Source organism: Anaerococcus faecalis (assembly GCF_013371425.1).
In the GTDB taxonomy this organism is placed as follows: domain Bacteria; phylum Bacillota; class Clostridia; order Tissierellales; family Peptoniphilaceae; genus Anaerococcus; species Anaerococcus porci.
Genome location: NZ_JABVBA010000004.1, coordinates 72,995 through 98,980 on the forward strand (window position 1 = coordinate 72,995; position 25,986 = coordinate 98,980).

Here is a 25,986-nt window from a genome sequence, read left to right on the forward strand (position 1 = left end):
TCCTACGCTAAAAGACTCTCCATCTTTTTGTAATTTTTTCTAAGTAGCTTAAGGCTATACACATCATCTCTTTTTGGATAGGTAAAATTATTTTTCTTAGCAAATTCCATTCCAATTTTCCTAAATATCTGACAAGATTTAAATATTGCTGTATAAGTATCTATAATATCAGAATTCGAAAAAATTTCTACGAGATCATCTCTGATATCTGCTTCAAGAGTATGGATAAGATTATTACCATAAAGACCTATATCCATTCCTCCATTGTACTTATCTATTATGTACCAATTTAATAGTTTATATAGCTCATCTCTTAAAGCTTGCATTTTAAAACTTGCACTTATCTTATCCCTTGATAAAAGTGAGAAAGAAGTATCTAAAGACATAGAGAAGAAATTCTTACTACACTCTTCAAATTCATATGCCTTAGGCATCTTATATAAATTTTCTTCTCTTTCTAACTCACTTTCTATTCCATCTTCATCGTATATAAAATTTAAATCACCCTTAAGACTTTTTATAAAATCAACTTTTAAGTCATTATGAATGATATTTACAGTAATTTTTGTGGAATCCAAGGTAAATATTTCGAATTTTGTAAATTGCTGATCTCTTTTCTCTATCCTGAAATAACCTTTTTTCTTATTAATTAAAACAAAATCATCAAATATTATTTCTAAGTCTTCTTTCATCTTAGAAATAATAATCTCTTTCATAAGAAGATAAACTTCTGAAAAATGCTCATCATTATTGTCTTCTTTTATATAAAATAAAGCTTTGACTTTATCATTAGACTTAGAATAATCTTCTAATTTTTCTATAATATAATTTTTCATATCCCTATCTTTCTTTTACAAAGTCTTTCTTACATATCATAATTTTACCACAAAAAGGTAATCTCATATAATAATTATCGCTTTTGATAGATTTTAATAAAATCTTTAAGTAATTTGGCAGTTAATCCCCATATAACTGGCTTGGTGTCATAAAAGTACATAGTATGAAAATAATTATGAAAATTATAATCTTTTCCATTTGGTATCTTGTCAAAAGGAAAATCTTTAGGAAAATTCATATCAAGCTTTGCCGTATATTTTTTAGGTGGATTATTAATAAAATAATTAATATCTACTGTAAAAAGTGAAGATACTTCTTGATTATAGCTTATATTTTCAAATTCTCTACAAATTTTACCATAAAATGCCTTTATATGTCTATTTGAAGAAGATAAAATCATAGATGAATATCCCATAAGTTCTATGTCTTTTTCATTTAAGTTAAGCTCCTCCATAGTCTCTCTTATGGCTGCCATCTCAAAGCTTTCTCCATACTCAAGTCCTCCACCGGGAAAGGATACTTCTCCAGGTTGCTTTACTATATTTGATCTTATCTCAAAAAGTATATGATCTTTGCCATTTATTTCAACTAAGGGAATAAAAACTGCATAATTTGAAATTTTCTTATAAAATTCATCATCAACTTGTATACTTTTCATTTAAAAAAACCTTTCTATTGTTTAATTATACTATACTACATCTTTATATTTTAAAAAAAATAAAATCATCAAATAAATTGGGTATATTAATAAAAATTATTAATATGAGGAGTTTTTATGTGGAAAGAATTTAAAGATTTTATTTCAAAAGGTAACGTAATTGACATGGCTATAGGTCTTGTTATGGGGTCTGCTTTCACAGCAATAGTAAATGCTATTGTAGAGGGTATACTTATGCCTATTATTTCAGGACTAACAGCAGGTGTTGACTATAAAGACTTAGTTTTTGATATATTTGGTGCAAAACTACAAGTAGGTAATGTTATTAATGCAATTATAACATTTTTAATTATTTCATTATTCCTATTTATGATAGTAAAAACTTTAGCTAAGGCTAAAAGAAAAGAAGAAGTTAAAGAAGAAGCTACTACAAAAATTTGTCCTCACTGCAAAAGTGAAATCAACATTGAAGCTACAAGATGTCCTCACTGCACATCTAAGCTTGAAGGTTTTTCAGAAGAAATCAAATAATTTATTTAAAAAAGTGATGTTGTAGGATAAAAGATTTTATCCTGCTCATCACTCTTTATTATCTTATCTTTTCTTTTACATAATCACATGAGTTACATTTTATCTCATCAGTTGACCTATTTTTCTTGTGAACTAACAAGTCTCCACACTCAGGACACCTATCTCCTGTTGGCGTATCCCATGTAGCATAATCACAAGATGGAAAATTTGAGCAACCATAAAATCTTTTGCCTTTTTTGGATACTTTCTCTATAAGCTCTCCATCATTACACTTAGGGCATTTTACACCTGTGGTTTTTATAATTGACTTTGTAAAATTACAATCAGGAAAGTTTGTACAACCTATAAATTTACCATTTCTACCATGCTTAATTGCTAAAGGAGAACCGCATTTAGGACATTTTTCATCAAGAATTTTATCTTTTACTTTATAGTCATTTGTATCTTTTGATACAGCATTTAAGTCTTTTTCGAACCCTTCATAAAATCCTTTAAGTACATCTTTCCAATAAACTTCATCTTGAGCTATCCTATCAAGCTCATTTTCCATCTTTGCTGTAAATTCTACATTTATTACATCATTAAAGTTTTCTTGTAAAAAGTCATTTACCCTTATGCCTAGTTTAGTAGGTAGTATTTTTCTGTCTTCAAACTCAACATAATTTCTTGAAATAATTGAAGCTATGGTTGATGAGTAGGTAGAAGGGCGACCTATTCCATATTCTTCTAATACCTTTACTAAAGATGCTTCTGTATAGTTTGCAGGTGGCTTTGTGAAGTGTTGATTTTTTGTGATACTTGTTGCCTTTATTACATCACCTTTTTCTAAATCTGGTAAGAAATTTTCATTTTCCTTAGACGAAGATACCTTCATAAAACCATCAAATAAGGTAATCTTTCCACTAGCCTTAAATACTATTCCATTTGAATCAAGCGATATAGATGTAGATAAGTATTCATAGTCTGTCATTTGGGATTGGACTACCCTAGTCCAAATCATCTTATATAGCTTGTATTGTTGGTCTGTAAGGTAATCTTTTACCGAAATAGGGTCATTGTATATAGATGTTGGTCTAATCGCCTCATGGGCATCTTGAGTCTGTTTTGACTTCTTGGAATAATTTCTTCCATTTGAAGCATACTTACTTCCATATTTTTCCTTAATATATGATAAACTTTCTCCAATAATCTCACTAGAAAGTCTTGTAGCATCAGTTCTCATATAAGTAATAAGTCCTACTCTACCTTTATCTCCAAGGTCAATTCCTTCAAATAGTTGTTGGGCAAGGCTCATTGTGTATTTGGTGGAAAAACCCAGTTTATTTGAAGCATCTTGTTGCAAAGTTGAAGTAGTGTATGGTTTTTGAGCCTTTCTTTTTTTCTTTGTTTTAGATATATCAACTACTCCAAACTTATCCTTATCTATTTTATTAAGAATTTTATCAGCTCCATTTTCATTGGATATTTTTATCTTTTTAGATTTTGTTCCATAAAATTCTGATTCAAATTCTATCTTTTCTTCTTTGTGCTTAGCGCTTATTGTCCAATATTCTTCTGGCTTAAAAGCATCAATTTCCTTTTGCCTATCTACTATAAGTTTTAGTGCTACTGATTGAACACGACCTGCTGAAAGTCCAGATTTAACTCTTTTCCAAAGAATAGGAGATATTTCATAACCTACAATCCTATCCATCACCCTTCTAGCTTGTTGACTATCAACAAGATTTTGATCAATTTTTCTTGGATTTTTGATAGCATTTTTTACATTATTTTTAGTTATTTCATGAAACTCAACCCTATTTTTTTCATTTTTATCAAGACCCAATAGATATTGTAAATGCCAGCTAATAGCCTCACCTTCCCTATCAGGGTCTGTTGCAAGATATACATTTTGAGCATTATCCGCTTCTTTTTTGAGCTCATTTATAGTCTTCGCCTTTCCCCTAACCTTTATATATTTAGGTTCAAAATCATCTTCAATATCAACTCCAAGCTTAGATTTTGGCAAATCTCTAAGATGCCCATAGGTTGCCTTAACCTTATAGTTTGAGCCCAGCATCTTAGTTATAGACTTAGCCTTAGTTGGAGACTCTACAATTACTAAATTTTTAGCCATTTAATCACCCTTACTTACGTATTCATTATTTCCTATATTTTCTATATAATCTTTTAACTCTAAAGAAATGAGTATATAACTTACATCTTCAATTGGAAGTGATAAATTAATTGAAATATCATCCGCACTTGAAGATGGATTATCGATTATATACTTTACTACATCTACACTATCTTTATCAAGTAAATCTAGGTTTAAAATAGTTTTTTTTGTCTTTAAATTTTTAAAATCTTCAATCTCATCTATTATATCACTTGCATCCATAACAAGTTTTGAGCCTTCTTGAATTAGCTTATTACAGCCTTTTGAATATATAGAATTTATATTTCCAGGAAGACAAAATACATCTCTTCCTTGTTCTAGGGCAAAGTTTGTTGTAATCATAGTTCCTGATTTTTCTTTTGCCTCTATCACACAAACTCCTCTACTTATGCCTGAAATAATTCTATTCCTTCTAGGAAAATTATAAGATATTGGTTCTGTTCCTAAGGGAAATTCTGATATAATAAGTCCTTCATTTTCCATTTTATCATAAAGAAATTTATTTCTTTTAGGATAGATTTTATCTATTCCACAACCTAAAACACCAATTGTTTTTATACCATTATCAAGGCTTACCTTATGACTTATAGCATCGATTCCATAAGCAAGACCTGAAACTGTTCTTATATTAGTATCTTTAAAACCTTCCACAATCTTCTTAGTTGCCCATTTACCATAGTCGGTGCACTTTCTAGCTCCAATAAAGGCTATAGCATATTTATCATCTTCTTCTATTTCACCCTTATAGAATAATAAGGCTGGTTTATCATATATATTTTTTAAATTTTCCGGATAATCTTTATCATAAATTGTGGAAACTTTATAAGAACCTTTTATAATTTTTTCCTTATAATATTTGAAAGATTCAAGGTTTTTCGGACTAAAAATTTTGTCATAATTTTTCTTACTCAGCTTATTAAAAATTTTCCTATCAAGGTCAAAAAAATTTTCCATATCAAGATTTTCACAAAAATCAAGTATTAAACTATTTTGCAAGTATATAAAATTTAAATAAATTAATAATTCTCTCTTTTTCATGTCAATCACCAAAGGCGTTTTTTATATAGTGGATAATTCTTTCTTCAAGATAGACTTCACAGACATCAAATGATATTAAAAAAGAATCTAATTTTTTTTCAATTATATAAGCCTGAGCTGCCTTTTTTATCCTTTCTTGTTTAAAATATCCTACATCAAGGCTTGCCCTTTTAAATTTATCATTTTTTCTTGTCTTAACTTCAACAAAAGATAAAATATCATCTTTTACAGCAATTATATCAATTTCTCCAAAAGATTTAAGATAATTTTTATCAAGAATAGTATAGCCATTTTTTTCCAAGTACTTAGATGTCAAATCTTCTCCAAAGTTTCCTATTGACCTTTTTTTAGTTTGTGTCATAAAAAAGAAAGCTGCCTTTCCTTAAATTTCCTTAGAAAAGTTTTTCTGTGAATTGGACATTCTCCATATTTTTCTAAGCCTTCATAGTGCTTTTTAGTACCATAACCAGCATTAGTTTCAAAAGAATAGTAAGGGTAAATTTTTGCGAAATTTTCCATTATCTTATCCCTTCTTAACTTAGCAAGTATTGAGGCACAAGATATGCTATATTCATATAAATCACCTTTTACTATATTAAGTTGCTTTATATCAGTTTCTATTCTTTCAGCATCAATTAGTACAATTTCAGGTCTTATTTCAAGTTTTTCCAAGGCATCTTTCATAGCAATCTTTGTAGCATTCTTTATATTTTCCTTATCTATAAGTATATTATTGGCATAGCCAAAGGCATATGCCACTGATTCACCTATAATTTTTGGAGATAAATCTTTCATTTTCTTTTTAGACAATTTCTTAGAATCAGTAACTCCATTAATATGGGAGTCCTTTTTCATAATGATTGCACAAGTTACAACCGGCCCTGCTAAAGGTCCCCTTCCTACCTCATCTATACCTGCTATAAGATCATATTTTTCGTGAATTTCCTTTCTTATATTATCATTAAATTCAGAATAATTAAGCTTTTTCAATGGTAATCCTTCCTAATTTTCCACTTCTAAAATCATTGAATATAAGATTTGCACATCTTGTGTAATCTACTTCTCCCTTTCTTATAATGGCTCCTCTTTTAATTGCTATTTCATCATATATATCAATAGGCATCTTACTCGAATCTATTTTATACCTTTCTTCTAGGTTTTCTGGGTATGATTCTTTCATAAATTCTATAAATTTAAGGCAAAGCTCCTCTATATTTAAGATCTCATCTTTTATGGCATTAGTAAAAGATAGGGCAAGTCCCGTTTCATTATCAAACTTTGGCCATAAAACACCCGGAGTGTCCAATAAAAGTATATTGGAGTTTGTCTTTATCCATTGTTTTTGTTGGGTAACTCCAGGTCTATTTCCAACCCTAGTTCCCTTCCTTTTAGCAATGTTATTTATAAAAGTAGATTTTCCTGAGTTTGGAATACCTACTACCATCATCCTTATATTTTCATTTTCTATTTGTTTTTCTTCATTTTTCTTAAATTTATCTTTCAAAATATTTTTGGCAACTTTATAAATTTTTCCTGTATTTATAGGCTCTTTGGCATTGATTTTTAAAGCGTTCAATCCTTCATCTTCAAACTTTTTTACCCACATCTCATTTTCTTTTGGGTCTGAAAGGTCTGTTTTATTCATTATAATAATTGTCTCTTTATCCTTAACAATTTCAGAAATAAGCGGATTTCTTGATGATTTGGGAATCCTTGCATCTATAACCTCCAAAATTATATCTACTAATTTCAGAGATTTTTCTATCTCTTCCTTTGTTTTTTTCATATGGCCTGGATACCAATTTATATTCATAATTCCTCCTAGCTTTTTATATAAAAAATCTTAATTTTTATTTGTTAAGCATTTATAGATGTATAATTTTTAACAATAACTATTTATATTTTACCCTTTTAATTTATAGTCTAATTATCATTTTTATTATATAAATAATTTCACATATATTTATGCAATATTATCACGTTTATAATATATAAAGAAATGACCCAAAAGGGTCATCTTCAAGTTAAATCTTTGATTTTTATTATATCTTTTCTAGTATATCTTTCCCATAATAATATCTATATTTATCCTTAGCTTCAAATGTAAAGCCTATTTGAATCTTATTTTTATCCTTAAGTGGTCTTATATTTATTATATCTTTTTCTTTAGTCTTTAATTTAAAGGCTATATTTTTTATTATATTAGACCTAGTATCGCTTATATATGTATTATCAAATTCTCTAAGTTCATCAAGACTATCAAACTCAAATATAATATTTTTAGGATGTTTATGAATATACATATTCAAATCATCTATATGCTCTATATAAATACTCTCCCACAATTTATCAAAAGTTTCTTCTTTATCGTATTCATCTTTTAAGATAGAAATGAATTTTTTGCTAAAATCATTTGACCAGAAGACATAGCCTAGCATAATCCAAGAATCTTTGCCACCTATTTTTACATTTTTAATCAATCCATCATCAAAAGTATCAATACACCATTCATCAGTATATCCTTCTACATATACTGATGAATAAAATGAATCATCAACTTCTATCTCAAATGGATTTTCTAAAAAATAATTATCTGATGAACATATATAAGAATTACCTAGGTAATCTCTAACCGCATATATACTAGAATTATTATTTCTAATAAGATAATCTTCATTATAAACAAGCTTTACACTAAATTTTTTTTCAAGATATGAAAACCTATCAGCCTTATAACCTGTTACAATTATTATTTCTTTTACACCTGCTTCTTTTAGCTGCCTAATTTGTCTTTCTATTAATATTTCACCCTTTACCTCTATTAAAGCTTTTGGTTTTTCAAAGGATAAAGGAGCAAACCTACTCGACATTCCTGCAGCAAGTATTATTGCATTATCTACCCTCATTTACCTTTTCCTTAAATAAATTATAATAATCTTTAGCATAAGCATATTGAGCTATAGCATATTCTCCAAAATCCACTCCAAGATTTTTCTTAAATTCACACCAATTGCTCCACAAAAGGCCACAAGCCGCTATATAACAATATATTTTAAGCCTTGTATCAAAAGGACATTTATCTTCAAAATATATATCTATAAGTCTTTCCACTTCTTCATTATTATAAAGTGCATATATACAGAACATAGCAATGTCAACATCTGGATCTTGCATACCAGCATATTCCCAATCAATTAATCTTAAATCATTTGTGTTTGTAAAAAGAAAATTATCACAAACTGCATCTATATGACATAAGATTTTTCTTTCTATATGCTTACCTATATAATCTTTTAGAGAAAAAACTTTTTCTTTTGTTTCCATATAATCTCTATAAATAGATTTTTTCCCTTGCCACAAACTTTCATAAAAATCTATTTGTTTAAAAATATCAAATTCATGAGAAACTTCTAGATTTAATTTGTGGAAGTCTTTTAATTTTTTCATACATAATTTTAAATCATCTATATTGCTTGGATCACATACCCTTGATCCTTCTAAGTATTCTGTAATCTTGTATCCATTGGCTGGATTTATATATATTATATTATCACAAATTCCTCTACCATTAATTTTATCATAAACTTCTGCTTCTTCTTTTCTATTTATTAGTTGGTCTGTACCCTCACCAGGAATTCTCATAATATATTTTTTATTTTTACATTCAAACAGAAAAGACCTGTTTGTCATACCTTTTTTTAAAATTTTTATATTTTTTATGTCATCTTCTTTTGCAATTAAAGCCTTTGTAATTGTATCAATGGCATCAGATTTTAGATGATTTGAAGTGCTATCAATCTCCCTAAGTTGTTCGTAGGTATTGATTTCTATTGCTTTCTTATGATCAACTTCTCTAGCATAAATTGGTATTTCATCTATAACATATAGGGCTTCTTCCCAAAAATAATCATTATATTTACTATCTTTATCCATTTTATTAATATTTGATACTAATTTTTTAGAATTTTCATCCGTTAGATAAGAAATACCAATTATAGTATTTCCTATATCATCTGTTTTTATAAGTTTACCATTCTTATTGATTTTGACTTTGCTTTCCTTATTTTTTTCATTAGTAATCATATACCAAGAATATAATTCGTTTTTTCTAAATAAATTTTCATTTAAATAAATGTCAGAAGGAATTATATAAGTATTTGATATTAAATTACTAGCTAAATTTAGGGAATGAAGATTATTTTTAATATTATATTCTTCATTAATTATTAATTTTACACCATACTTGTCAATTAAGTATTCAAATTTCTCCTTTAAAAATCCAACAACTATAGAAATGTCAACTATTCCTATCTCTTTTAACTGCCTAATTATTCTTTCAATTAAAACTTCACCCTTTATCTCTAATAAGGCTTTAGGATAATCGCTATTTATTGGCACCATTCTCATTCCAAAGCCTGCTGCTAAAATTATGGCATTTTGGGGAGACTTATTTTTAATTGCTTTTTTTGCCATATCACATAAGTTATATCTTTTATCAAGATGTCCTTTTTTAATTAAGCTTTTTAAAGATTTATTTACAAGTTCAAGTGAATATCCACATCTTTTAGATAAATCTGCTTGACTTACAAAGTCTACATCTTTTATAGATAATAATATATCCATTTCTATTTTGTCCATGATTTCCCTCACTATCTTTTATTAATTAATAATTTATTTTATATAGGCTAGTAAAACTAGTCTTTGTTAAGAAATATTTTTGTAAAAATCAGTAAAGATACTGATAATGTATGATTGTAATAAAGCTTTATTTATGTTTTATCTTAAGATATGAAAGCATATAATTAAGTTCTTTTCTAAAACATAGAATTGCCGTTATTAGGTATACTACAAGAACTATTACACTATCCTTCCCTGCTCCTATAATAAAATGTATAAATGTTGGCTCATCAATTTTAGTTATACTAGAAATTCCTATTGATATAAGTGTTGCTATTCCTATAGATAAAAGTTTTTTATAAAATATTCTTTGTTTTCTATTCTTTAATATCTTCTTAGTATAATAAACATGAAATACCATCCTATATAGCATGGCACAACTTGTACCTATAGCTACTCCCAAAAGTCCAATCTTATTTACCAAAATTATCGAAATAATAATATTTATTATTGCTTCTAAATATGCCGGAATAGTGATTTCTTTAAATTTATTAGCAGTATATGCTAGGCTTAAGTGTGGATATTTTAATAAGTATAGGGCTTCTGATAATACTAACATATAGCCAAATAATGGCCTATAGTAGTTAGCATCTGTGATATTTTTTGTATATAGCATGACAAATGGGGTTATTTGCAAGGCTGCTACTGTAAAAAGACCTCCTACTAAAAAAAATATTATAAATTCATACATATCCATCTTTTGGTTTAATTCTTTAGAATCTCCCCTTGCATAGGCTTGTCCAATAGTAGGCTCTATTCCAGAAGAAATGGAATTTATTAAGCTTCCAAGTCCATTTGTAACTAGTGCATAAACATAATAAATCGATACTGACTTTAAATTAGAAAATAAAGTCAAAATAGTTATATCTGTTGATGTATGGATAAAAGCTGCAACATTTATTGCAAAGCCATTCCACCTATCTTTTAATAATTCATTATCATATTTTTCATTCCAAGAAATATTATAAGTCTTGTTTACATATCGTCTATACATTATAGGTTGTAATAAAAACATTGATCCACTAATAAATTTCAAGATGTGAATATTTGGATATATCTTGGCACTTAAATAAGTAAATGTTATGTTTAAAATTATTATTCCAATTTGAGTAAATGATATAACATATAATTTCTTATCTGCTATCAACAATGTTTTTAATGTCAGAGAAAACATATACTGAATAAACAATGTTAATGATAAAACTATAGTTAATAAAAATACATAAAAAAAGCCAAAATCTTTATTTATAAATATTGGATATATAATAGCCAGTACTATAGAATATATTATAAAAATAAAACCTATAGTCTTATAAAACTTATTAGTTGTCACCAATATACGGCTTATCTTCTTCTCATCCTTTTGTATTAATGGCTTATATAGTGATGCATATATAACTCCTGTTATACCACCTTCTACAAGAGAAATATAACTTAGAAATTGAGTTAAAGATGAAACCAAACCATTAACTCTAGATCCAAAATATAAGAGAATTATTTTAGGTATTACAAATCCACTTATTATTGTAAAAACCTGTAAAAGCAAAGCTGAGATGGAATTAAGTAATGTTATCCTATTCTTCATATTTCCACGCTCTTAATCCATGTGTTATCCTATCTTCAGCTGGTGGTATTTCCATATAATTTCCATAATTTACCTTAAGGTAAGTGTCATAATCTTTTATTCCCCTTACCTTTATATTTTCAAAGTTATAATCTATATATGAATCAAATAATTTGGCATCAACTAGCTCTTTTTCACCACTTGTGCCAAAAACATTATTAGCTAAAAACTTTGATTCTTTTATAGATTCTGAAAACTCATCTAACTTTCTTGAATAGTAAGAAGAGTTTTTTCTTTTTGCAAATTTTGCTAATATACTATTTGCTAAGCACTTCTTTGCATGAGATTCCCAGCCCTTTTCATAAAATCTTGAAAAATAATAAAATTTTCTATAGTATTTATAGATAATGGCAAAAAATATTTTTTGAAAGTGATTAGGTACATAATCTACTGGAAAAACATCTATCCACAAATAGTCATCATTATAACCACCATTGATTTCTTCACAAACTTTGATATTATTATTTACTATTTTTAAAAATGGTATTTCGTTATTGTTTAGGCAAATTCCTTCGACTGATATTCCTTCTTCTATTTCATTTTTTTTCCTTAAAAGACTTAAAAATTTATTATACTCAGATCTTTTCATAGAAATATCAATATCATCATCCCAAGGAATGAATCCCTTATGACGAACTGCTCCAAGTAAAGTTCCATAAGAAATAGTATATTCTATTTCATTTTTTCTTAAAAATTCATCTGTCTTTTTTAAAAGTTCAATTAATTCTTCTTGGATTTGACTATGAGTCAATTCATTTTTTTTATTCATTAAATTGTCTCCTACATTTATTATTAATTATTTACAATATTACAATTAATAATATAAAAATATTCTTAACATTAAATTTTAACTATAATTTTACTCAAATATTACATTATATACCTTATTATAGGAAATTTACTTAATAATTTCAATATAAGCTTAGATTTATAAACATTTATAGAAAACTAAACTTGAGTTAATAAAGACTTTCTTAAAAAAATAATATATAAGTGAATAATAAAAGTTTTAAGATACAAAAATTTATAATTGTCTACATTTCTCAGCATTATAAAACCCCTTAATTCTCGTAAGATTAAGGGGTTTTGGATATAAGCTTAATAATTTGTTTTTTCTTTAACCTTAGCAGCTTTACCTTGACGTTCTCTTAGGTAGTTAAGTTTAGCACGTCTTACCTTACCACGTCTAACAATTTTAAATGCTTCTAATCTTGGTGAGTGATATAGGAAAGTTCTTTCAACTCCTACACCATAAGAAAGTCTTCTAAGTGTGAAAGTTTTTCCGAGATTTCCTTCTTTGATTTTAATTACTACACCTTCAAAGTCTTGAAGTCTTGTTTTATCTCCTTCTTTGATTCTGTAGCTTACTCTTATAGTATCTCCAACTCTAAAGTCTGGATTATCTTCACGTAGTTGTTCATTTTCGATTTTTTTAATTAATTCCATCGTGATCCTCCTTGATATATCTATCGTATAAGTCTTTTCTTACTCTCTTAGTCTTTAAAAGAGATGATTTTTTTTTCCATTCTTCTATTAGTTTATGATTACCACTTATAAGCTCTCTTGGAACCTGATAGCCTCTAAAATTTCTTGGCTTTGTGTACTCATCATATTGTAATAGTCCATTATAGTGTGAATCAGTAACTAGGGACTCTTTTTTTCCTACAACATCATCTATAAATCTAGATAGAGAATCTATAAGTACCATGGCTGGGATTTCACCACCTGTAAGTACATAGTCACCTATCGAAACTTCATAATCAACATAGTGATTAGTAATTCTTGCATCTATTCCTTCATAGTGTCCACACAAGATTACCATATCTTTAAAGTCTGCGAATTTGATTGCTAATTTTTGCGTTAGGATTTCTCCTGCTGCAGACATATATATAACTTTTGATTTTGAAGTTTTATTAGCAATAAGTGCATCAAATATAGGGTCAGGCCTCATAAGCATTCCTGCTGCTCCACCAAATACTGTATCATCTACTCTGTTGTGTTTGTCCTTGCTATAATCTCTTATATTTACAACATTAATTTCAATAAGTCCTTTTTGGATAGCCTTGCCTATTACACCATAGCTTTCTAAAAATTTAAAACTTTCTGGAAATAGTGTAAGTATAGTTATCTTATTCATAATCTTTGAAGTTTTCTACTTCTATTTTTTTGTTTTCTAAATCAATATTTTTAATTGTAGCATTTAGGGCTGGAAAATATACCTCTTTCCCATTTTTTTCTATTACATAGATATCATTAGGATAAACACCTGTTATAACATCTACCACACTTCCTATTTTCTCTCCGTTTTCATAGACCCTAAGTCCTATCAAATCAAATAAATAATACTCTCCATTATTTAAATCTTCTAAGTCATTTTCATCGATAGTAAGTTCGTGTCCAATAAACTTTTCTACCTCATTAATATCATCATAGTTCTTGAGTTTTATAATAATACTACCCTTATGCTTAAAAGATGATTCAATAACAACTTCCTCATCATCTAAAAAAAGTTTTGAGTCCTTATTAAACCTATTTTCATTATCTGAATATGATTTAATCTTAAGATTTCCTCTTATTCCATGTGTATTAATTATCTCTGCTACAGTTATTTTCATATTTTTATATTAACTTTGACATCTTCCTTAACTGCACAAGCACGAGCTATATTTCTAATAGAATTTATAATATTTCCACCTCTACCTATAACTCTTCCTTTGTCTTTTTCAGCTACATTAATTTTAATGTCAACTTCTCCATCATTTTCGTCTACTATTATTCCTACAGAGTCCTTATCTTCTACAAGCTCTGTGACTATTAGTTTGACTAAATCTTTCATTTTTTTAATCTTTAAGCTAAAACGTTGTTGTCATTGAATAGCTTTTCAACTATTGATGTTGGTTTTGCACCATTTTTAATCCATTGTTTAGCTTTTTCATTATCAATTTTAAATTCTTTTGGTTCTGATATTGGATTGTAATAACCAATTTCTTCAATGAATTTTCCATCTCTTGGACTTCTAGAATCTGCTACAACTACTCTGTAAAATGGTCTTTTCTTTTGTCCCATTCTTTTTAATCTAATTTTAACTGCCATTATAACCTCCATAATTAAAAGAAAGGCATATTAAACTTTCTTTTACCTTTTCTTCCTTTTTTCTTCATATTAGTAAATTGTTTCATCATTTTCTTAAGTTCTTTAAATTGCTTTAATAGTTGATTTAATTCTTTCATATCAACACCTGAGCCCTTAGCAATTCTTTCTTTACGACTTTTGCCAATTATCTCAGGTTTTTCTCTTTCTTCTTTTGTCATAGAAGAAATTAAAGCTTCAATCCTTACAAATCCACTGTCATCAATATTTACATTTTTAAGCATCTTATTATTGACACCTGGAATCATAGAAAGTAAATCTTCAAGCGGCCCCATATTCCTTATTTGATTTATTTGTTCAATAAAATCATCTAAAGTATAGGACTGATTTCGCATCTTTTCTTCAAGCTCTTTTGCTTCTTTTAAAGAAACTTGTTTTTCTGCTCTTTCTATTAGAGATAGGACATCGCCCATACCAAGTATTCTTGATGCCATCCTATCAGGATAGAAGGCTTCTAAATCTTCTAGTTTTTCTCCTGTACCTATGAATTTAATTGGCTTTCCTACAACTTCTCTTATAGAAAGTGCAGCACCACCTCTTGCATCACCATCAAGCTTAGTCAATATTACTCCTGTAATATCTAAGTAATCATCAAATGTCTTTGCAACATTTACTGATTCTTGACCAACCATGGCATCAACAACCAAGAGTATTTCATTAGGTTTTACACTTGTTTTTATATTTCTTAATTCATTCATCAAATCTTCATCGATTTGAAGACGTCCGGCTGTATCCATGATGACAACGTCATTGTTATTTCTTCTTGCATATTCCTTAGCTTCTTGAGCAGTTTTTATAGGATCTTGTTTACCCCTATCAAAAACCTCAACTTCAGCTTGCTTTCCTACAACTTTAAGTTGTTCAATGGCAGCTGGCCTATAAATATCTAAGGCTACTAAAAGTGGATTTCTACCTTCTTTTTTAAGTTTTTTAACAAGTTTACCAGAGTGGGTTGTTTTACCTGAACCTTGAAGTCCTACCATTAAAACAACATGTGGTGTAGAACCAGTAAGCTCAAGCTTGGAATTTTCCTTTCCCATAAGATTTGTAAGTTCATCATTTACAATCTTTATAACTGTCTGTCCTGGGGTTAGTGAACCCATGACATCTTCACCCATTGCTCTTTCTTTGATTTTTTTTATAAATTCCTTAACTACCTTGTAATTAACATCTGCTTCAAGTAAAGAAAGTTTTATTTCTCTGGTTGCATTATCGATGTCTTTTTCGCTTAATTTTCCTTTTCCTGTAAGTTTACCTAAAGTGTCTTGCAATTTTTCAGAAAGACTTGAAAAAATCATATTTTCACATCCTAAATTTTATTTATCATCTCATCGATTTTATCAATAGCTTCTTTGTTTGAACTTTCGATCAACTCTCTTAACAAAGATAAATCTTCTCTCAAAAGACTTCTCTTTTTTAATAAAGAAAGTTCATTTTCAAACTCAAATAATTTATCAACAGACCTTTGGATCATATCTGAGATTGCCTGTTTTGATTTATTGTTATTTTGAGCTATTTCATTTAGTGATAAATCCTCATTGTAGTAGCAATTAATGACATCTCTTTGTTTATCATTTAGTAATGAACCATAAGTGTCAAATAATTGAGCAACCTGTACTAATTTTTCCATATTCTCACCCGTCAAGTATTTTTCTTGACCTATAAAGTATACTAGATAAAAGAAAGCTTGTCAAGATATTTTACTGACCCTTTTAAATGTTTTATATATAGAAAATTCATTGATTTTTTTAATTATACAAATGAAAACCTGCTAACAAAAGTCAAGCTTAACCTGAAATTAATTTCAGGTTATTTGAGTAATTAAATTAGCGCATGGCAAATAAGCCGAAGTAAATAATCGGCTTTTTTTAGTGTTTTTCCAAATCTTATGCTACTTTTAATTCTTTTTTCTCGGCTTTTGCCTCCATAACTCTTGCGTAGTAGATTCTTAAGATGGAACATAGTCAAAAAATAAAACAAATACAAAATCCAGTTTAAGAAGTGCAAATGGATATAAAATACGTACCGTATGAATGTACTTTAAAAGCAATTAAAGCAGATATTAGACGATATTGTCACTAGGGACAATGTTAGTAGTTTATATTTAGGTCTTAGTATATATCTTATATGGAGTATGTGTCATAAAAGTTTGACCTATACAACATTTATTTTCTCTATTATAAAAAGAATTTGATATATAATTGTTTCTGGTGTATTATATTTGTATCAGATACAGATACTAATATAATATAAGAAGGATGTGGAAAAATGAAACTCTCAATAGAAACAATAAAGAATAGAGTTAGCGTACGAACATATGATAAAATTAAGGTTCCAGATTCAGTGGTGGATGATATAAAGAAATATATTGGTCAAATTGAAAATCCATTTCAGGTGCCAATTGATTTTCGAATCTTAGACGCAAAAGAACATAATCTTGGTAGTTCTGTAATTATTGGGGAGAACACATATGTAGCCGCAAAGTATAGAAAAGTGCTCAATGCGGAAATTGCGTTTGGTTATTCTTTTGAAAGGTTTATCCTCTTTGCAACATCGTTAGGACTAGCAACAGTATGGCTTGCTGGGACTATTGACAGAAAGGCGTTCGAAAATGCAATGCAGTTAAAAGAAGATGAAGTTATGCCTGCAGTATCGCCTATAGGATATGCCGCAAAAAAGCGTTCTGTAAGAGAAAATCTTATGAGAAAGGGACTTAAGTCAGATGATAGAGTATTATTTGAAAAACTGTTTTTCAAAGGGGATTTTCAGAATCCTTTGAAAGAGTCAGAAGCTAATCATTGGCTGATACCTTTACAAATGTTACGACTATCACCATCTGCAACAAATAAGCAACCTTGGAGGGTTGTTGTAGAGGAAAAGAGAGTTCATTTTTACGAAGAGAAAACAAAGGGATATGCACAAGAAAAGACAGGAGATATTCAGAAAGTAGATCTTGGAATTGCAATTTGCCATTTTGAAATTGCAGCTGAAGAACTAGGTTTAAAGGGGAATATAATCCAAAAAGACCCTGGCTTTACAATTCCAAAAAATACGGAATATATTGCAACATATGAATTAGAGGACTAAATGGATGTTAAATTCTCATCTGCTATTCATACTTTAATCTTAATTTCGGAGGCAGAAATACCCATTAGTTCAGAACATATTGCAAATAGCGTTGGCACAAATGCCAGTTATATCAGAAAGCTTACGAGTAGATTGAGTAAAGCAGGAATCATAGAAGGTCACAGAGGAGTTAGAGGATTTACCTTAAATAAGAGACCGAGTGATATTACTATGCTTGATATATACAGAGCAGTTATGCAAACTAATGCGACACACTTTTTTGATATCCACCAGAACCCAAATGATGAGTGTATTGTGGGACATAATATTAAACCAGTACTATCAGGTATCTTCCAAGAAATGGAAGAAAATCTTGAGAGGCAGTTATCAGGATTTACCCTGGATGAGTGTATAAATATCATGAGAAAGAATACAAACAAAAATAATAAAAAATTGAAGAAAATAAAATGAAAGCAATAGTTTTGAATAGATATGATAAACATGAAATAAATTTGGAGATTAGAGAAGTATATACTTACAACTCTGACTGCAATGTAAGAGTTTGAAATTATGGGTGTCAAGGCAGGTGAATCTATATTCATTTCAGGTGGTACAGGTAGCCTCGGAGCAATGGCAATTCCTATTGCAAAGAGTCTGGGGTTTACGGTTTATACAAATATAAGTACTGATAACGAGAAGCGTGTAAAGTTACTTGGTGTAGATCGATTTATTGATTATAAAAAAGAAAGTTATGTGGATGTATTGAATGGATATAGACTATGTTTTGGATATAATAGGAGATGAAGAGCTTCCTAATTAATTCAAGATACTGTCAGGGTCTTGTTAGATATATTATTTTGAATAGCAAAAAGGCTATGAGTTTGAATGCTCATAGCCTTTTATTTTTCGACCTAAAGTTTCCTTATTAAGTTAATTAAGTTTTCATTCTAATCCCTAATTCAGACAGCCTTTCTAGGAGTCTTTATTAAGGTCTTAACCAATCTGGAAGTGTCTCTTGATTTTCTTCATTTTTCTCACTATTTTCTTTGTCTTTAGGCTTTATTTCCTTATATTCATCAAGACTTGATGAATCCAAGGTGAACTTGAAGTCAATTTTTTCTTCTTTTCCTTTTCTAATAACAGAAATATTCGCACTATCTCCAACCCTATAGTTAAGTAAAATTTTCTTAAGTGATGACATATCCTTAACTTTTTTATCATCTATAGCAGTTATAATATCACCCTTTTGGAAATAATCACTGGCGTTATCGGAAACTGATTGAATATATACACCTTCACTTGTCCCAACCTTTTTCTCATCAATATTGTTGGATTTAAGTAAAAGGTCAAGATTTATACCAGTTATACCAAGATATACTGAGTTAAATTTACCAGTTTTCGAAATCTCATCTATAACAGTTTTTGCAAGATTAACAGGAATAGCAAAACCTATACCATCAGAATTACCTGCCTTTGCTGTATTTATTCCTATAAGTTCACCCTTATTGTTTAAAAGTGCACCACCTGAATTTCCTGAATTAATAGCTGCATCGGTTTGCATCAATCCATCCATTTGGGCTCCATTTTGGAATGATACTGTTCTATTTAAACCTGATATTATGCCACTTGTAACTGTAGATTGGAGTTCAAGTCCTAGAGGATTTCCTATAGCAACTGACCTATCTCCTACCTTAACCTTATCACTATCTCCTAAGGCAATAGCCGGAAGATTATTCTCTTCAACTTTTATAACAGCAAGATCAAGTGTGGTGTCATTCCAAATAAGCTTAGCTGGAAGAGTCTTATTGTTTGATAATAATACATTTATCTCACCAGCGTCGCCATCATCTACAACATGAGAATTAGTTAAAATATAACCATCTTTAGTTACTATGGAACCTGAGCCTACTCCTTCAACATAACCTGTTTGAGGACCAAAAATAGTATTTTGTGTAGCCTTAGTCTTGGTTGTAATACCTACAACAGAATTTATAGATTTCTCGACTACTGCTCTTTCCATAGTCATATCATCACTAGGTGATATATTTACAACACTTTCTTTTTCATTGCTATTATTACTCTTTATGGTATTATTGGAATTTTTAATAGAGCTACCTAAGAGTGTAAAAACTAAAAATCCACCCAAAATAGCTCCTATAAGGCCTGATAAAAAATTAGAAAATCCACCAGAACCATTATATCTTTTTCTCATATTTCCTCCTTGTATTTAATTAAACTTTTATTATATTATGTTACAGAAAAATGTAAATAATATGTTATAATATAAATCCATATTTAAAATTATATATAAATAAATATAATCATATCAGTATTATATTAGTTTTATACCTATTTTCAAGTTCTACTTATTTTTTTAGTAACTAGATATTTTAAACAAGGCATCATATAATAAATAAAAAATTATAAACAAAAATAAGAAACTGAATTTAAATGATATTATCGAGTTTTTATTCTAAATATCTAAATGATTATAAATATGTCTATGGCTTAATTTCATATATAATTTAGTGATATTAACATTCCAACATATTGATTAGGTTAAGATAATTTGCATATCTAGAATTCATTGAAAAATATTTATAATTTTATATTTTACAAATAAAAGCATCGACAAAACCAATAATTAGTAATTGTCGATGCTCTAAGTAACTGCCATAAGCAAGATTCTTATACTATTTTATCTTATCTTATTTTGAATAGTCGTAGAATCCTTTACCAGTTTTTCTACCTAAATCTCCAGCCCTTACCATTTGTCTTAATAATGGACTTGGACGATATTTGCTATCACCAAATTCATTAAATAATACTTCCATTATAGCAAGACATGTATCAAGTCCTATAAGATCGGCTAAAGCTAAAGGTCCCATTGGATGATTTGCTCCAAGTTGCATTCCCTTATCAATGTCTTCTACACTTGCAAGACCATCATATAAAACTCCAATTCCCTCATTAATCATTGGAATAAGAAGTCTGTTTACAACAAATCCTGGTCCTTCTTTAACTTCAATAGGTTGTTTACCTAGTTCTTCTGCTAATTTAAAGATTTTTTCATTTGTATCATCACTTGTATGGAGTCCTCTAATAACTTCAACAAGCTTCATCACTGGTACTGGATTAAAGAAGTGCATTCCAATGACATTTTCAGGTCTATTTGTAGATGCTGCTATATCTGTAATTGATAAAGATGATGTATTAGATGCAAGAATTGCTCCTTCTTTTACTACTTCATCTAATTCTTTAAAAATATCTTTTTTAAGACTTGGGTTTTCTGTAGCTGCTTCGATAACTACATCACATTCAGCTAAGTCTTTGATATCTGTTGTATAACTGATGTTTTTTAAAGCTTTTTCTTTTTCATCTTCGCTCATTCTTTCTTTAGAAACTTGTTTGCTATAGTCTTTTTCGATTCTAGCTTTTGCCTTTTCTAAGAATTCATCTTTGATATCTCTTACTACAACCTCATGGAATTTGGCACATACTTCAACAATGCCGCCTCCCATAATTCCTGAACCAATTACTCCGATTTTCATATTTGCTCCTTTTTTTAATTAAAGTTTCGATTTGTTTGTTAAATTAATAACTTATATTATTATTATAACATGACTTTATTATTTTGACAAGGTATATTGATTTTTTTTTAACTATTTGTTAGATTTTCTCCAAATCTTCATTTTTTCAGCTTCTTTTATAAGTTCATCTCTTACATCTGGGTGGGCAATTGATATCAATTTTTCAGTTCTTTCCCATAAAGATTGTCCTTTAAGATTAACTATACCATATTCTGTAGCAACATAATGTGTATTTGCTCTTGTCCCTGTAGGTTGTGTTCCCAATTTTAAGGTTGGTACTATGTTTGAATGTCTCTTACCTTCCTTATCTACTCTTGATGAAAGAAGTGTTACAAATGATTTACCTCCCTTAGAATTATATGCCCCAAGCATAAAATCTAAAGCTCCACCTGAGCCTGAGATATGTTTAGTTCCAGAACTTTCAGCTGAAACCATACCATTAAGATCAATTTCTAGAGCTGAATTTATTGACATAAAATTATCTAAAGCAGATATTTGTTTCATTCCATTACAGTAATCAACTGGGGCTGCCATTAATTCTTCATTATTGTCTATATAATCATATAATTCTTGGCTACCTGCAGCAAAGGCATAAACTTGCCTACCCCTATCGATGTTTTTCTTATTACCTGTTATAATTCCAGCTTTTGATAATTCAACAAAACTATCTACATACATTTCAGTATGTACTCCTAAATCTTTAAGATCAGACTTAGCTATTTCATTTCCTATAGCTGTTGGAAGACCTCCTATACCAATTTGAAGTGTTGCTCCATCCACTAATTCATCTACTACAAATTTTGCAACCTTTTTATCAAGTTCATTAGGTGTTGGTTGAGGTATTGTTTTCATAGCTGGGTTTGAGCCTTCTATTATATAATCAACATCTTTTATATTTATATAATTTTCAAAACCACCTAGTCCTCTTGGTACATTTTTATTTACTTCAACTATGACTACATCTGAGTTTTCTATAGCTGCATGTAAATGTGATGCTGAAATACCAAAGTTGAAATTTCCATGATCATCTATTGGTGTTGCTTGAGTTATAAAGACATTTGATTTTCTTATAGATGTTCTATAATAATTTGGAAGTTCTGAGTATTTTATTGGTGCATAAAAAGCACGTCCTGCATTTACTAATTTTCTTAAAATACCAAGTGAATGCCATGAATTATAAACAAAGTGTTCATTGTTTGGATCAGCATCAAATATTTTGAACTGTTCGAGTTCTACTCCTGCTCTGACAACGATATCATTTAGATTTGTAATTTCCTTTGCAAAGGCTTCATCAAAATCATGTGGTGTAATAACACCCCAAGAATAATCTACAACATCCCCATCCTTAACAAGCTTAGCAGCGTCTTCAGCACTAATTAGCTTTTCTTTATATTGTTTACTAAAATCCATCTTACTCCTCCTAATCTTAATAAAATTTAAGGATGAGATTGATCTCATCCTTAATCATTTGAGATACCCTTAAAGATATACCCATTATTGAAAAAAATATTTAATTATTTATTGAGCTTTTCTTTTATTAATTGCTTCTGTAAGTTTTGGAACTACTTCGAATAAATCCCCTACTATACCATAATCAGCTCTTGCAAAAATAGGAGCTTCTGGGTCTTTATTAATAGCAATTACAGTATCAGCAGCATTAATTCCAGCCAAGTGTTGGATAGCTCCAGATATACCTACAGCTATATATATTCTAGGTCCTACAGTTTTACCTGATTGTCCTACTTGGTGAGAGTGTGAAATCCAACCAGCATCTACTGCAGCACGGCTTGAGCCAACTGTACCACCTAATGCATCAGCTAAGTCTTTGATTATTGAGAAATTTTTAGGATCTCCTAATCCACGACCTCCAGAAACTATAAATTCAGCTCCTACTAAGTCTACTTCTTCTCCTTCTTCTCTAGGAATAAAATCAAGTATTTTAGTTCTTACTTCCCCATCAAATGTTATATCTTCATCTATAATATCAATTTCATCTTTTGCACCAACAGCCTCTTTTTTAAATACTCCTGGTCTTACTGTACCCATTTGTGGTCTATGTTCAGGACATAAAATCATAGCCATAAGGTTACCACCAAAGGCAGGTCTTGTCCATCTTACATCCTTTGTTTCTGTATCTATATCAAGTTCTGTACAGTCTGCTGTAAGACCTGTATGAAGTCTTGCTGCTATTCTTGGTCCTAAATCTCTTCCTAGGTTTGTAGCTCCAATTAAAATAATATTAGGATTATGTTTTTTAACTAATTTTTCAATTGCATCTGTGTAAACTTCTGTATTATAATCTTTATAAACTTCATTATCAATTGTGATAATTCCGTCTACACCATATTCTTTAACTTCTTCTTTTGCCTTATCAACACCAGAACCAATTATAACTGCATAAAGTTTTTCGCCTATAGCATCAGCCATTCTTCTTCCTGGATTCATAAGTTCAAGGCCTACATTTACAGCCTTTCCTTCTTGATTTGTTTCAACAATTACCCAAAGATTTTTGTTATCTGACATTTCTAAATCCTCCTAAATAAGTTTTGCATCTGCAAGAGCATTTACTAACTTATCTACAGAATCACTAGCATTTTCTTCATTGAAGATTTCTCCTGCTTTATTTTGTTCAGGTGTATAAGATTTCTTAACTCTTGTTGGTGAACCATTAAGACCTATTGCTGTTTCATCAATATTTTCTTTAAGATCTTCAAAAGTAATTTCTTCTATTGTAGCTTTTTTAGCCTTCATTTTGTTTTTGATTTTAGGATATCTAAGCTCTTCATCTCCGTATTTAGTAAATGTTACTAAAGCTGGCATTTTGACTTGAAGATTTCTTGCTCCACCTTCAACTTCTTGTAAAACTTTAATACCTTCGTCATTAACTTCTGCAGTATAGCCATAAGTTACTTGTGGAAGATCTAAATGTTCAGCAATTTCAGGTCCTACTTGAGCTGTATCACCATCTATGGCTTGGAGACCACAGAAGATTAAATCATAGTCACCTTCTCTTTTAGCTACTTCCTTTAAAGCTTCAGATATAATATAACTTGTAGCAAGTGTATCAGAGCCACCAAATTTTCTATCTGTAACTAAGTAAGCCTTATCAGCCCCAACAGCTAATGTATCTCTTAACATTGATTCTGCTTGATTAGGTCCCATAGATACAACAACTATCTTAACATTTTCAGGATCTTTATCCTTTATTCTCAATGCTTGTTCTAGTGCAAAAGCATCATAAGTATTTAGAATACTTGGCACACCCTTTCTAATTAATGTGTTAGTTTCAGGATTAATTTTTATCTCATTAGTATCTGGAACTTGTTTAGCACATACAAAAATATTCATTTCATTCCCCCTAATTTAAAATTCAGTGTAATCTATTATCTTAAAAGTGCTCCTGATACTACCATCAGCATAACTTCTGAAGTACCTTCATAGATTTCTGTAATTTTGGCATCTCTCATCATTCTTTCAACATCATATTCCTTGATATATCCATATCCACCAAGAATTTGAACTGCTCTATTAGCTACAAATGATGCTGTTCTAGATGCTTTAAGTTTTGCTGCAGCAGCTGCTACTGTATAGCTTTCTCCAGCATCTTTTAACTTAGCTGCATTATAAACTAAGTTTCTTGCTGCTTCTATTTCAATAGCCATTTCAGCTAATTTAAATTGTGTATTTTGGAATTTTGCTAAAGGACGTCCAAATTGTTCTCTTTCTTTAGAATATTGAACAGCTTTTTCTAAAGCACCTTCTGCTATTCCTAAAGCTTGAGCTGCTATACCAATTCTTCCACCATCAAGAGTAGCCATAGCTATCTTAAATCCTTTACCAAGCTCTCCTAGTAAATTTTCTTTTGGTATTCTGCAATCTTGAAAGATTAATTCCCTTGTAGATGAACCATTGATTCCCATTTTGTTTTCTAAAGTACCAAAGTCAAATCCCTTTGTTCCTTTTTCAACTATGAACGCAGAAATTCCTCTAGTTCCTTGTTCCTTATCTGTCATAGCAAATATTACATAAACATCGGCATATCCACCATTTGTTATAAATATTTTTGTTCCATTTAATACATATTCATCACCATCAAGCTTTGCAACTGTTTGTTGTCCTGATGCATCAGTACCTGCATTAGGTTCTGTAAGACCAAATGCACCTAATTTTTCTCCACTTGCAAGTGGTGCAAGATATTTTTTCTTTTGTTCATCATTTGCAAATTTATTAATGCAATCTGCACATAATGATGTGTGAGCAGAAAGGATTACACCTGTTGAAGCACAATATTTTGAAATTTCTTCAACTGCTAATATATATGTAAGTGTATCTGCACCTTGTCCACCATATTCTTCATCGAATGGTATACCAAAGAAACCTAATTCTTGCATTTTTTTAATGGTTTCTTCTGGAAACATATGTTCTTCGTCAACTTTTTGTGCTAATGGTTTTACTTCTGCTTCAGCGAAGCTATGAAACATCTCTCTCATTTCTTCATATTCTTCTGATAATTTATACATGTTTTCTCCTAAATAATTTTCCTTATTTTGCGTTCAGTATCAAGAAAGCAATCTCTAGAAACATTTTAATACTCATGTTATTATATTAACAATCGTAACCAAGCTTGTCAAGTCTAAAAGCTAAAATTTTATCAAGT

28 protein-coding genes are annotated in these 25,986 nt (G+C 29.5%); 4 read left to right on the top strand and 24 right to left on the bottom strand.

Going from position 1 to position 25,986, the window contains the following annotated elements; genetic code table 11:
* Positions 1 to 2: 2 nt before the first annotated feature.
* Positions 3 to 836 carry an aminoglycoside 6-adenylyltransferase gene (locus tag HV819_RS05015; RefSeq protein ID WP_154541629.1) on the bottom strand — a complete coding sequence of 278 codons (834 nt, stop codon included), beginning with the start codon at positions 834 to 836 and terminating at the stop codon, positions 3 to 5.
* Between the two features lie 74 nt (positions 837 to 910).
* A complete protein-coding gene (locus tag HV819_RS05020) occupies positions 911 to 1,495 on the bottom strand; it encodes an NUDIX hydrolase (RefSeq protein WP_154541631.1) in 585 nt (194 codons plus the stop codon).
* 117 nt (positions 1,496 to 1,612) lie between these two features.
* On the opposite strand from HV819_RS05020, the gene mscL reads away from it, so the two are divergent.
* Entirely contained in the window at positions 1,613 to 2,026 is a 414-nt protein-coding gene (gene mscL / locus HV819_RS05025; RefSeq protein WP_154541633.1) for a large conductance mechanosensitive channel protein MscL, read from the top strand.
* 58 nt (positions 2,027 to 2,084) lie between these two features.
* On the opposite strand, the gene topA is transcribed toward mscL, so the two are convergent.
* From topA to ylxM, 16 genes are all read right to left on the bottom strand, one after another.
* On the bottom strand, positions 2,085 to 4,142 hold the full coding sequence (gene topA / locus HV819_RS05030) for a type I DNA topoisomerase (RefSeq protein ID WP_176269662.1): 2,058 nt from the start codon (positions 4,140 to 4,142) through the stop codon (positions 2,085 to 2,087).
* The gene (gene dprA / locus HV819_RS05035) at positions 4,143 to 5,222 is read right to left on the bottom strand and encodes a DNA-processing protein DprA (protein ID WP_176269663.1); all 1,080 of its coding nucleotides are present in this window, start codon (positions 5,220 to 5,222) and stop codon (positions 4,143 to 4,145) included.
* A 1-nt stretch (position 5,223) separates the two neighbouring features.
* Positions 5,224 to 5,583 carry a YraN family protein gene (locus HV819_RS05040; RefSeq protein WP_154541637.1) on the bottom strand — a complete coding sequence of 120 codons (360 nt, stop codon included), beginning with the start codon at positions 5,581 to 5,583 and terminating at the stop codon, positions 5,224 to 5,226.
* On the bottom strand, positions 5,580 to 6,212 hold the full coding sequence (locus tag HV819_RS05045) for a ribonuclease HII (RefSeq protein ID WP_154541639.1): 633 nt from the start codon (positions 6,210 to 6,212) through the stop codon (positions 5,580 to 5,582). The genes HV819_RS05040 and HV819_RS05045 overlap by 4 nt, the downstream gene beginning before the upstream one ends.
* Positions 6,199 to 7,035: a ribosome biogenesis GTPase YlqF gene (gene ylqF, locus HV819_RS05050; RefSeq protein ID WP_154541641.1), complete on the bottom strand. Its 837-nt coding sequence runs from the start codon at positions 7,033 to 7,035 to the stop codon at positions 6,199 to 6,201. The genes HV819_RS05045 and ylqF overlap by 14 nt, the downstream gene beginning before the upstream one ends.
* A gap of 229 nt (positions 7,036 to 7,264) precedes the next feature.
* Positions 7,265 to 8,128: an NTP transferase domain-containing protein gene (locus HV819_RS05055; RefSeq protein WP_154541643.1), complete on the bottom strand. Its 864-nt coding sequence runs from the start codon at positions 8,126 to 8,128 to the stop codon at positions 7,265 to 7,267.
* On the bottom strand, positions 8,115 to 9,860 hold the full coding sequence (locus tag HV819_RS05060) for a phosphotransferase (protein WP_154541645.1): 1,746 nt from the start codon (positions 9,858 to 9,860) through the stop codon (positions 8,115 to 8,117). Before HV819_RS05060 ends, HV819_RS05055 begins: the two co-directional genes overlap by 14 nt.
* Before the next feature lie 127 nt (positions 9,861 to 9,987).
* Positions 9,988 to 11,484, bottom strand: coding sequence for a lipopolysaccharide biosynthesis protein (locus HV819_RS05065; RefSeq protein WP_176269664.1), 1,497 nt, complete (start codon positions 11,482 to 11,484; stop codon positions 9,988 to 9,990).
* Positions 11,474 to 12,292 (bottom strand): LicD family protein, encoded by an 819-nt coding sequence (locus HV819_RS05070; RefSeq protein WP_154541649.1) that lies wholly within the window; start codon positions 12,290 to 12,292, stop codon positions 11,474 to 11,476. The genes HV819_RS05065 and HV819_RS05070 overlap by 11 nt, the downstream gene beginning before the upstream one ends.
* 329 nt (positions 12,293 to 12,621) lie before the next feature.
* A complete protein-coding gene (gene rplS / locus HV819_RS05075) occupies positions 12,622 to 12,969 on the bottom strand; it encodes a 50S ribosomal protein L19 (RefSeq protein ID WP_154541651.1) in 348 nt (115 codons plus the stop codon).
* On the bottom strand, positions 12,956 to 13,660 hold the full coding sequence (gene trmD, locus HV819_RS05080; protein WP_154541653.1) for a tRNA (guanosine(37)-N1)-methyltransferase TrmD: 705 nt from the start codon (positions 13,658 to 13,660) through the stop codon (positions 12,956 to 12,958). The genes rplS and trmD overlap by 14 nt, the downstream gene beginning before the upstream one ends.
* Positions 13,653 to 14,138, bottom strand: coding sequence for a ribosome maturation factor RimM (gene rimM, locus HV819_RS05085; protein ID WP_154541655.1), 486 nt, complete (start codon positions 14,136 to 14,138; stop codon positions 13,653 to 13,655). Before rimM ends, trmD begins: the two co-directional genes overlap by 8 nt.
* Positions 14,135 to 14,359: a KH domain-containing protein gene (locus HV819_RS05090; RefSeq protein ID WP_154541657.1), complete on the bottom strand. Its 225-nt coding sequence runs from the start codon at positions 14,357 to 14,359 to the stop codon at positions 14,135 to 14,137. The genes rimM and HV819_RS05090 overlap by 4 nt, the downstream gene beginning before the upstream one ends.
* A gap of 11 nt (positions 14,360 to 14,370) precedes the next feature.
* The gene (rpsP, locus tag HV819_RS05095; RefSeq protein WP_154541659.1) at positions 14,371 to 14,616 is read right to left on the bottom strand and encodes a 30S ribosomal protein S16; all 246 of its coding nucleotides are present in this window, start codon (positions 14,614 to 14,616) and stop codon (positions 14,371 to 14,373) included.
* Positions 14,617 to 14,630: 14 nt separating this feature from the next.
* Positions 14,631 to 15,971: a signal recognition particle protein gene (gene ffh / locus HV819_RS05100; protein WP_154541661.1), complete on the bottom strand. Its 1,341-nt coding sequence runs from the start codon at positions 15,969 to 15,971 to the stop codon at positions 14,631 to 14,633.
* Positions 15,972 to 15,982: 11 nt separating this feature from the next.
* Positions 15,983 to 16,303, bottom strand: a complete 321-nt coding sequence (gene ylxM / locus HV819_RS05105) for a YlxM family DNA-binding protein (RefSeq protein WP_154541663.1) — start codon at positions 16,301 to 16,303, stop codon at positions 15,983 to 15,985.
* 638 nt (positions 16,304 to 16,941) lie between these two features.
* Between ylxM and HV819_RS05110 the strand changes: the two genes are divergently transcribed.
* The 3 genes from HV819_RS05110 (at position 16,942) to HV819_RS05120 (ending at position 18,543) form a co-directional block, all read left to right on the top strand.
* Positions 16,942 to 17,760, top strand: coding sequence for a nitroreductase family protein (locus HV819_RS05110; protein ID WP_154541665.1), 819 nt, complete (start codon positions 16,942 to 16,944; stop codon positions 17,758 to 17,760).
* Positions 17,761 to 18,210, top strand: a complete 450-nt coding sequence (locus tag HV819_RS05115) for an Rrf2 family transcriptional regulator (protein ID WP_154541667.1) — start codon at positions 17,761 to 17,763, stop codon at positions 18,208 to 18,210.
* A gap of 99 nt (positions 18,211 to 18,309) precedes the next feature.
* On the top strand, positions 18,310 to 18,543 hold the full coding sequence (locus HV819_RS05120) for an MDR/zinc-dependent alcohol dehydrogenase-like family protein (protein ID WP_216629210.1): 234 nt from the start codon (positions 18,310 to 18,312) through the stop codon (positions 18,541 to 18,543).
* Between the two features lie 181 nt (positions 18,544 to 18,724).
* On the opposite strand, the gene HV819_RS05125 is transcribed toward HV819_RS05120, so the two are convergent.
* The 6 genes from HV819_RS05125 to HV819_RS05150 all read right to left on the bottom strand — a co-directional run bounded on the left by HV819_RS05125 (position 18,725) and on the right by HV819_RS05150 (position 25,849).
* On the bottom strand, positions 18,725 to 19,951 hold the full coding sequence (locus tag HV819_RS05125) for a S1C family serine protease (protein WP_176269665.1): 1,227 nt from the start codon (positions 19,949 to 19,951) through the stop codon (positions 18,725 to 18,727).
* 496 nt (positions 19,952 to 20,447) lie between these two features.
* Complete coding sequence (locus HV819_RS05130; RefSeq protein WP_154541191.1) at positions 20,448 to 21,290, bottom strand: 3-hydroxybutyryl-CoA dehydrogenase; 843 nt, start codon at positions 21,288 to 21,290, stop codon at positions 20,448 to 20,450.
* A 111-nt stretch (positions 21,291 to 21,401) separates the two neighbouring features.
* Positions 21,402 to 22,739 (bottom strand): acetyl-CoA hydrolase/transferase C-terminal domain-containing protein, encoded by a 1,338-nt coding sequence (locus HV819_RS05135; protein ID WP_154541193.1) that lies wholly within the window; start codon positions 22,737 to 22,739, stop codon positions 21,402 to 21,404.
* A 108-nt stretch (positions 22,740 to 22,847) separates the two neighbouring features.
* The gene (locus HV819_RS05140; RefSeq protein WP_154541195.1) at positions 22,848 to 23,852 is read right to left on the bottom strand and encodes an electron transfer flavoprotein subunit alpha/FixB family protein; all 1,005 of its coding nucleotides are present in this window, start codon (positions 23,850 to 23,852) and stop codon (positions 22,848 to 22,850) included.
* Between the two features lie 12 nt (positions 23,853 to 23,864).
* The gene (locus tag HV819_RS05145) at positions 23,865 to 24,677 is read right to left on the bottom strand and encodes an electron transfer flavoprotein subunit beta/FixA family protein (protein WP_154541197.1); all 813 of its coding nucleotides are present in this window, start codon (positions 24,675 to 24,677) and stop codon (positions 23,865 to 23,867) included.
* Positions 24,678 to 24,712: 35 nt separating this feature from the next.
* Positions 24,713 to 25,849: an acyl-CoA dehydrogenase gene (locus tag HV819_RS05150; RefSeq protein WP_154541199.1), complete on the bottom strand. Its 1,137-nt coding sequence runs from the start codon at positions 25,847 to 25,849 to the stop codon at positions 24,713 to 24,715.
* Positions 25,850 to 25,986 lie beyond the last annotated feature (137 nt).

Coding starts and splice junctions, on each gene's coding strand:
- HV819_RS05015 (WP_154541629.1), bottom strand. CDS start 836: ATGAAAAATTATATTATAGAAAAATTAGAAGATTATTCTAAGTCTAAT.
- HV819_RS05020 (WP_154541631.1), bottom strand. CDS start 1,495: ATGAAAAGTATACAAGTTGATGATGAATTTTATAAGAAAATTTCAAAT.
- mscL (WP_154541633.1), top strand. CDS start 1,613: ATGTGGAAAGAATTTAAAGATTTTATTTCAAAAGGTAACGTAATTGAC.
- topA (WP_176269662.1), bottom strand. CDS start 4,142: ATGGCTAAAAATTTAGTAATTGTAGAGTCTCCAACTAAGGCTAAGTCT.
- dprA (WP_176269663.1), bottom strand. CDS start 5,222: ATGAAAAAGAGAGAATTATTAATTTATTTAAATTTTATATACTTGCAA.
- HV819_RS05040 (WP_154541637.1), bottom strand. CDS start 5,583: ATGACACAAACTAAAAAAAGGTCAATAGGAAACTTTGGAGAAGATTTG.
- ylqF (WP_154541641.1), bottom strand. CDS start 7,035: ATGAATATAAATTGGTATCCAGGCCATATGAAAAAAACAAAGGAAGAG.
- HV819_RS05055 (WP_154541643.1), bottom strand. CDS start 8,128: ATGAGGGTAGATAATGCAATAATACTTGCTGCAGGAATGTCGAGTAGG.
- HV819_RS05060 (WP_154541645.1), bottom strand. CDS start 9,860: ATGGACAAAATAGAAATGGATATATTATTATCTATAAAAGATGTAGAC.
- HV819_RS05065 (WP_176269664.1), bottom strand. CDS start 11,484: ATGAAGAATAGGATAACATTACTTAATTCCATCTCAGCTTTGCTTTTA.
- HV819_RS05070 (WP_154541649.1), bottom strand. CDS start 12,292: ATGAATAAAAAAAATGAATTGACTCATAGTCAAATCCAAGAAGAATTA.
- rplS (WP_154541651.1), bottom strand. CDS start 12,969: ATGGAATTAATTAAAAAAATCGAAAATGAACAACTACGTGAAGATAAT.
- trmD (WP_154541653.1), bottom strand. CDS start 13,660: ATGAATAAGATAACTATACTTACACTATTTCCAGAAAGTTTTAAATTT.
- rimM (WP_154541655.1), bottom strand. CDS start 14,138: ATGAAAATAACTGTAGCAGAGATAATTAATACACATGGAATAAGAGGA.
- HV819_RS05090 (WP_154541657.1), bottom strand. CDS start 14,359: ATGAAAGATTTAGTCAAACTAATAGTCACAGAGCTTGTAGAAGATAAG.
- rpsP (WP_154541659.1), bottom strand. CDS start 14,616: ATGGCAGTTAAAATTAGATTAAAAAGAATGGGACAAAAGAAAAGACCA.
- ffh (WP_154541661.1), bottom strand. CDS start 15,971: ATGATTTTTTCAAGTCTTTCTGAAAAATTGCAAGACACTTTAGGTAAA.
- ylxM (WP_154541663.1), bottom strand. CDS start 16,303: ATGGAAAAATTAGTACAGGTTGCTCAATTATTTGACACTTATGGTTCA.
- HV819_RS05110 (WP_154541665.1), top strand. CDS start 16,942: ATGAAACTCTCAATAGAAACAATAAAGAATAGAGTTAGCGTACGAACA.
- HV819_RS05115 (WP_154541667.1), top strand. CDS start 17,761: ATGGATGTTAAATTCTCATCTGCTATTCATACTTTAATCTTAATTTCG.
- HV819_RS05120 (WP_216629210.1), top strand. CDS start 18,310: ATGGGTGTCAAGGCAGGTGAATCTATATTCATTTCAGGTGGTACAGGT.
- HV819_RS05125 (WP_176269665.1), bottom strand. CDS start 19,951: ATGAGAAAAAGATATAATGGTTCTGGTGGATTTTCTAATTTTTTATCA.
- HV819_RS05130 (WP_154541191.1), bottom strand. CDS start 21,290: ATGAAAATCGGAGTAATTGGTTCAGGAATTATGGGAGGCGGCATTGTT.
- HV819_RS05135 (WP_154541193.1), bottom strand. CDS start 22,739: ATGGATTTTAGTAAACAATATAAAGAAAAGCTAATTAGTGCTGAAGAC.
- HV819_RS05140 (WP_154541195.1), bottom strand. CDS start 23,852: ATGTCAGATAACAAAAATCTTTGGGTAATTGTTGAAACAAATCAAGAA.
- HV819_RS05145 (WP_154541197.1), bottom strand. CDS start 24,677: ATGAATATTTTTGTATGTGCTAAACAAGTTCCAGATACTAATGAGATA.
- HV819_RS05150 (WP_154541199.1), bottom strand. CDS start 25,849: ATGTATAAATTATCAGAAGAATATGAAGAAATGAGAGAGATGTTTCAT.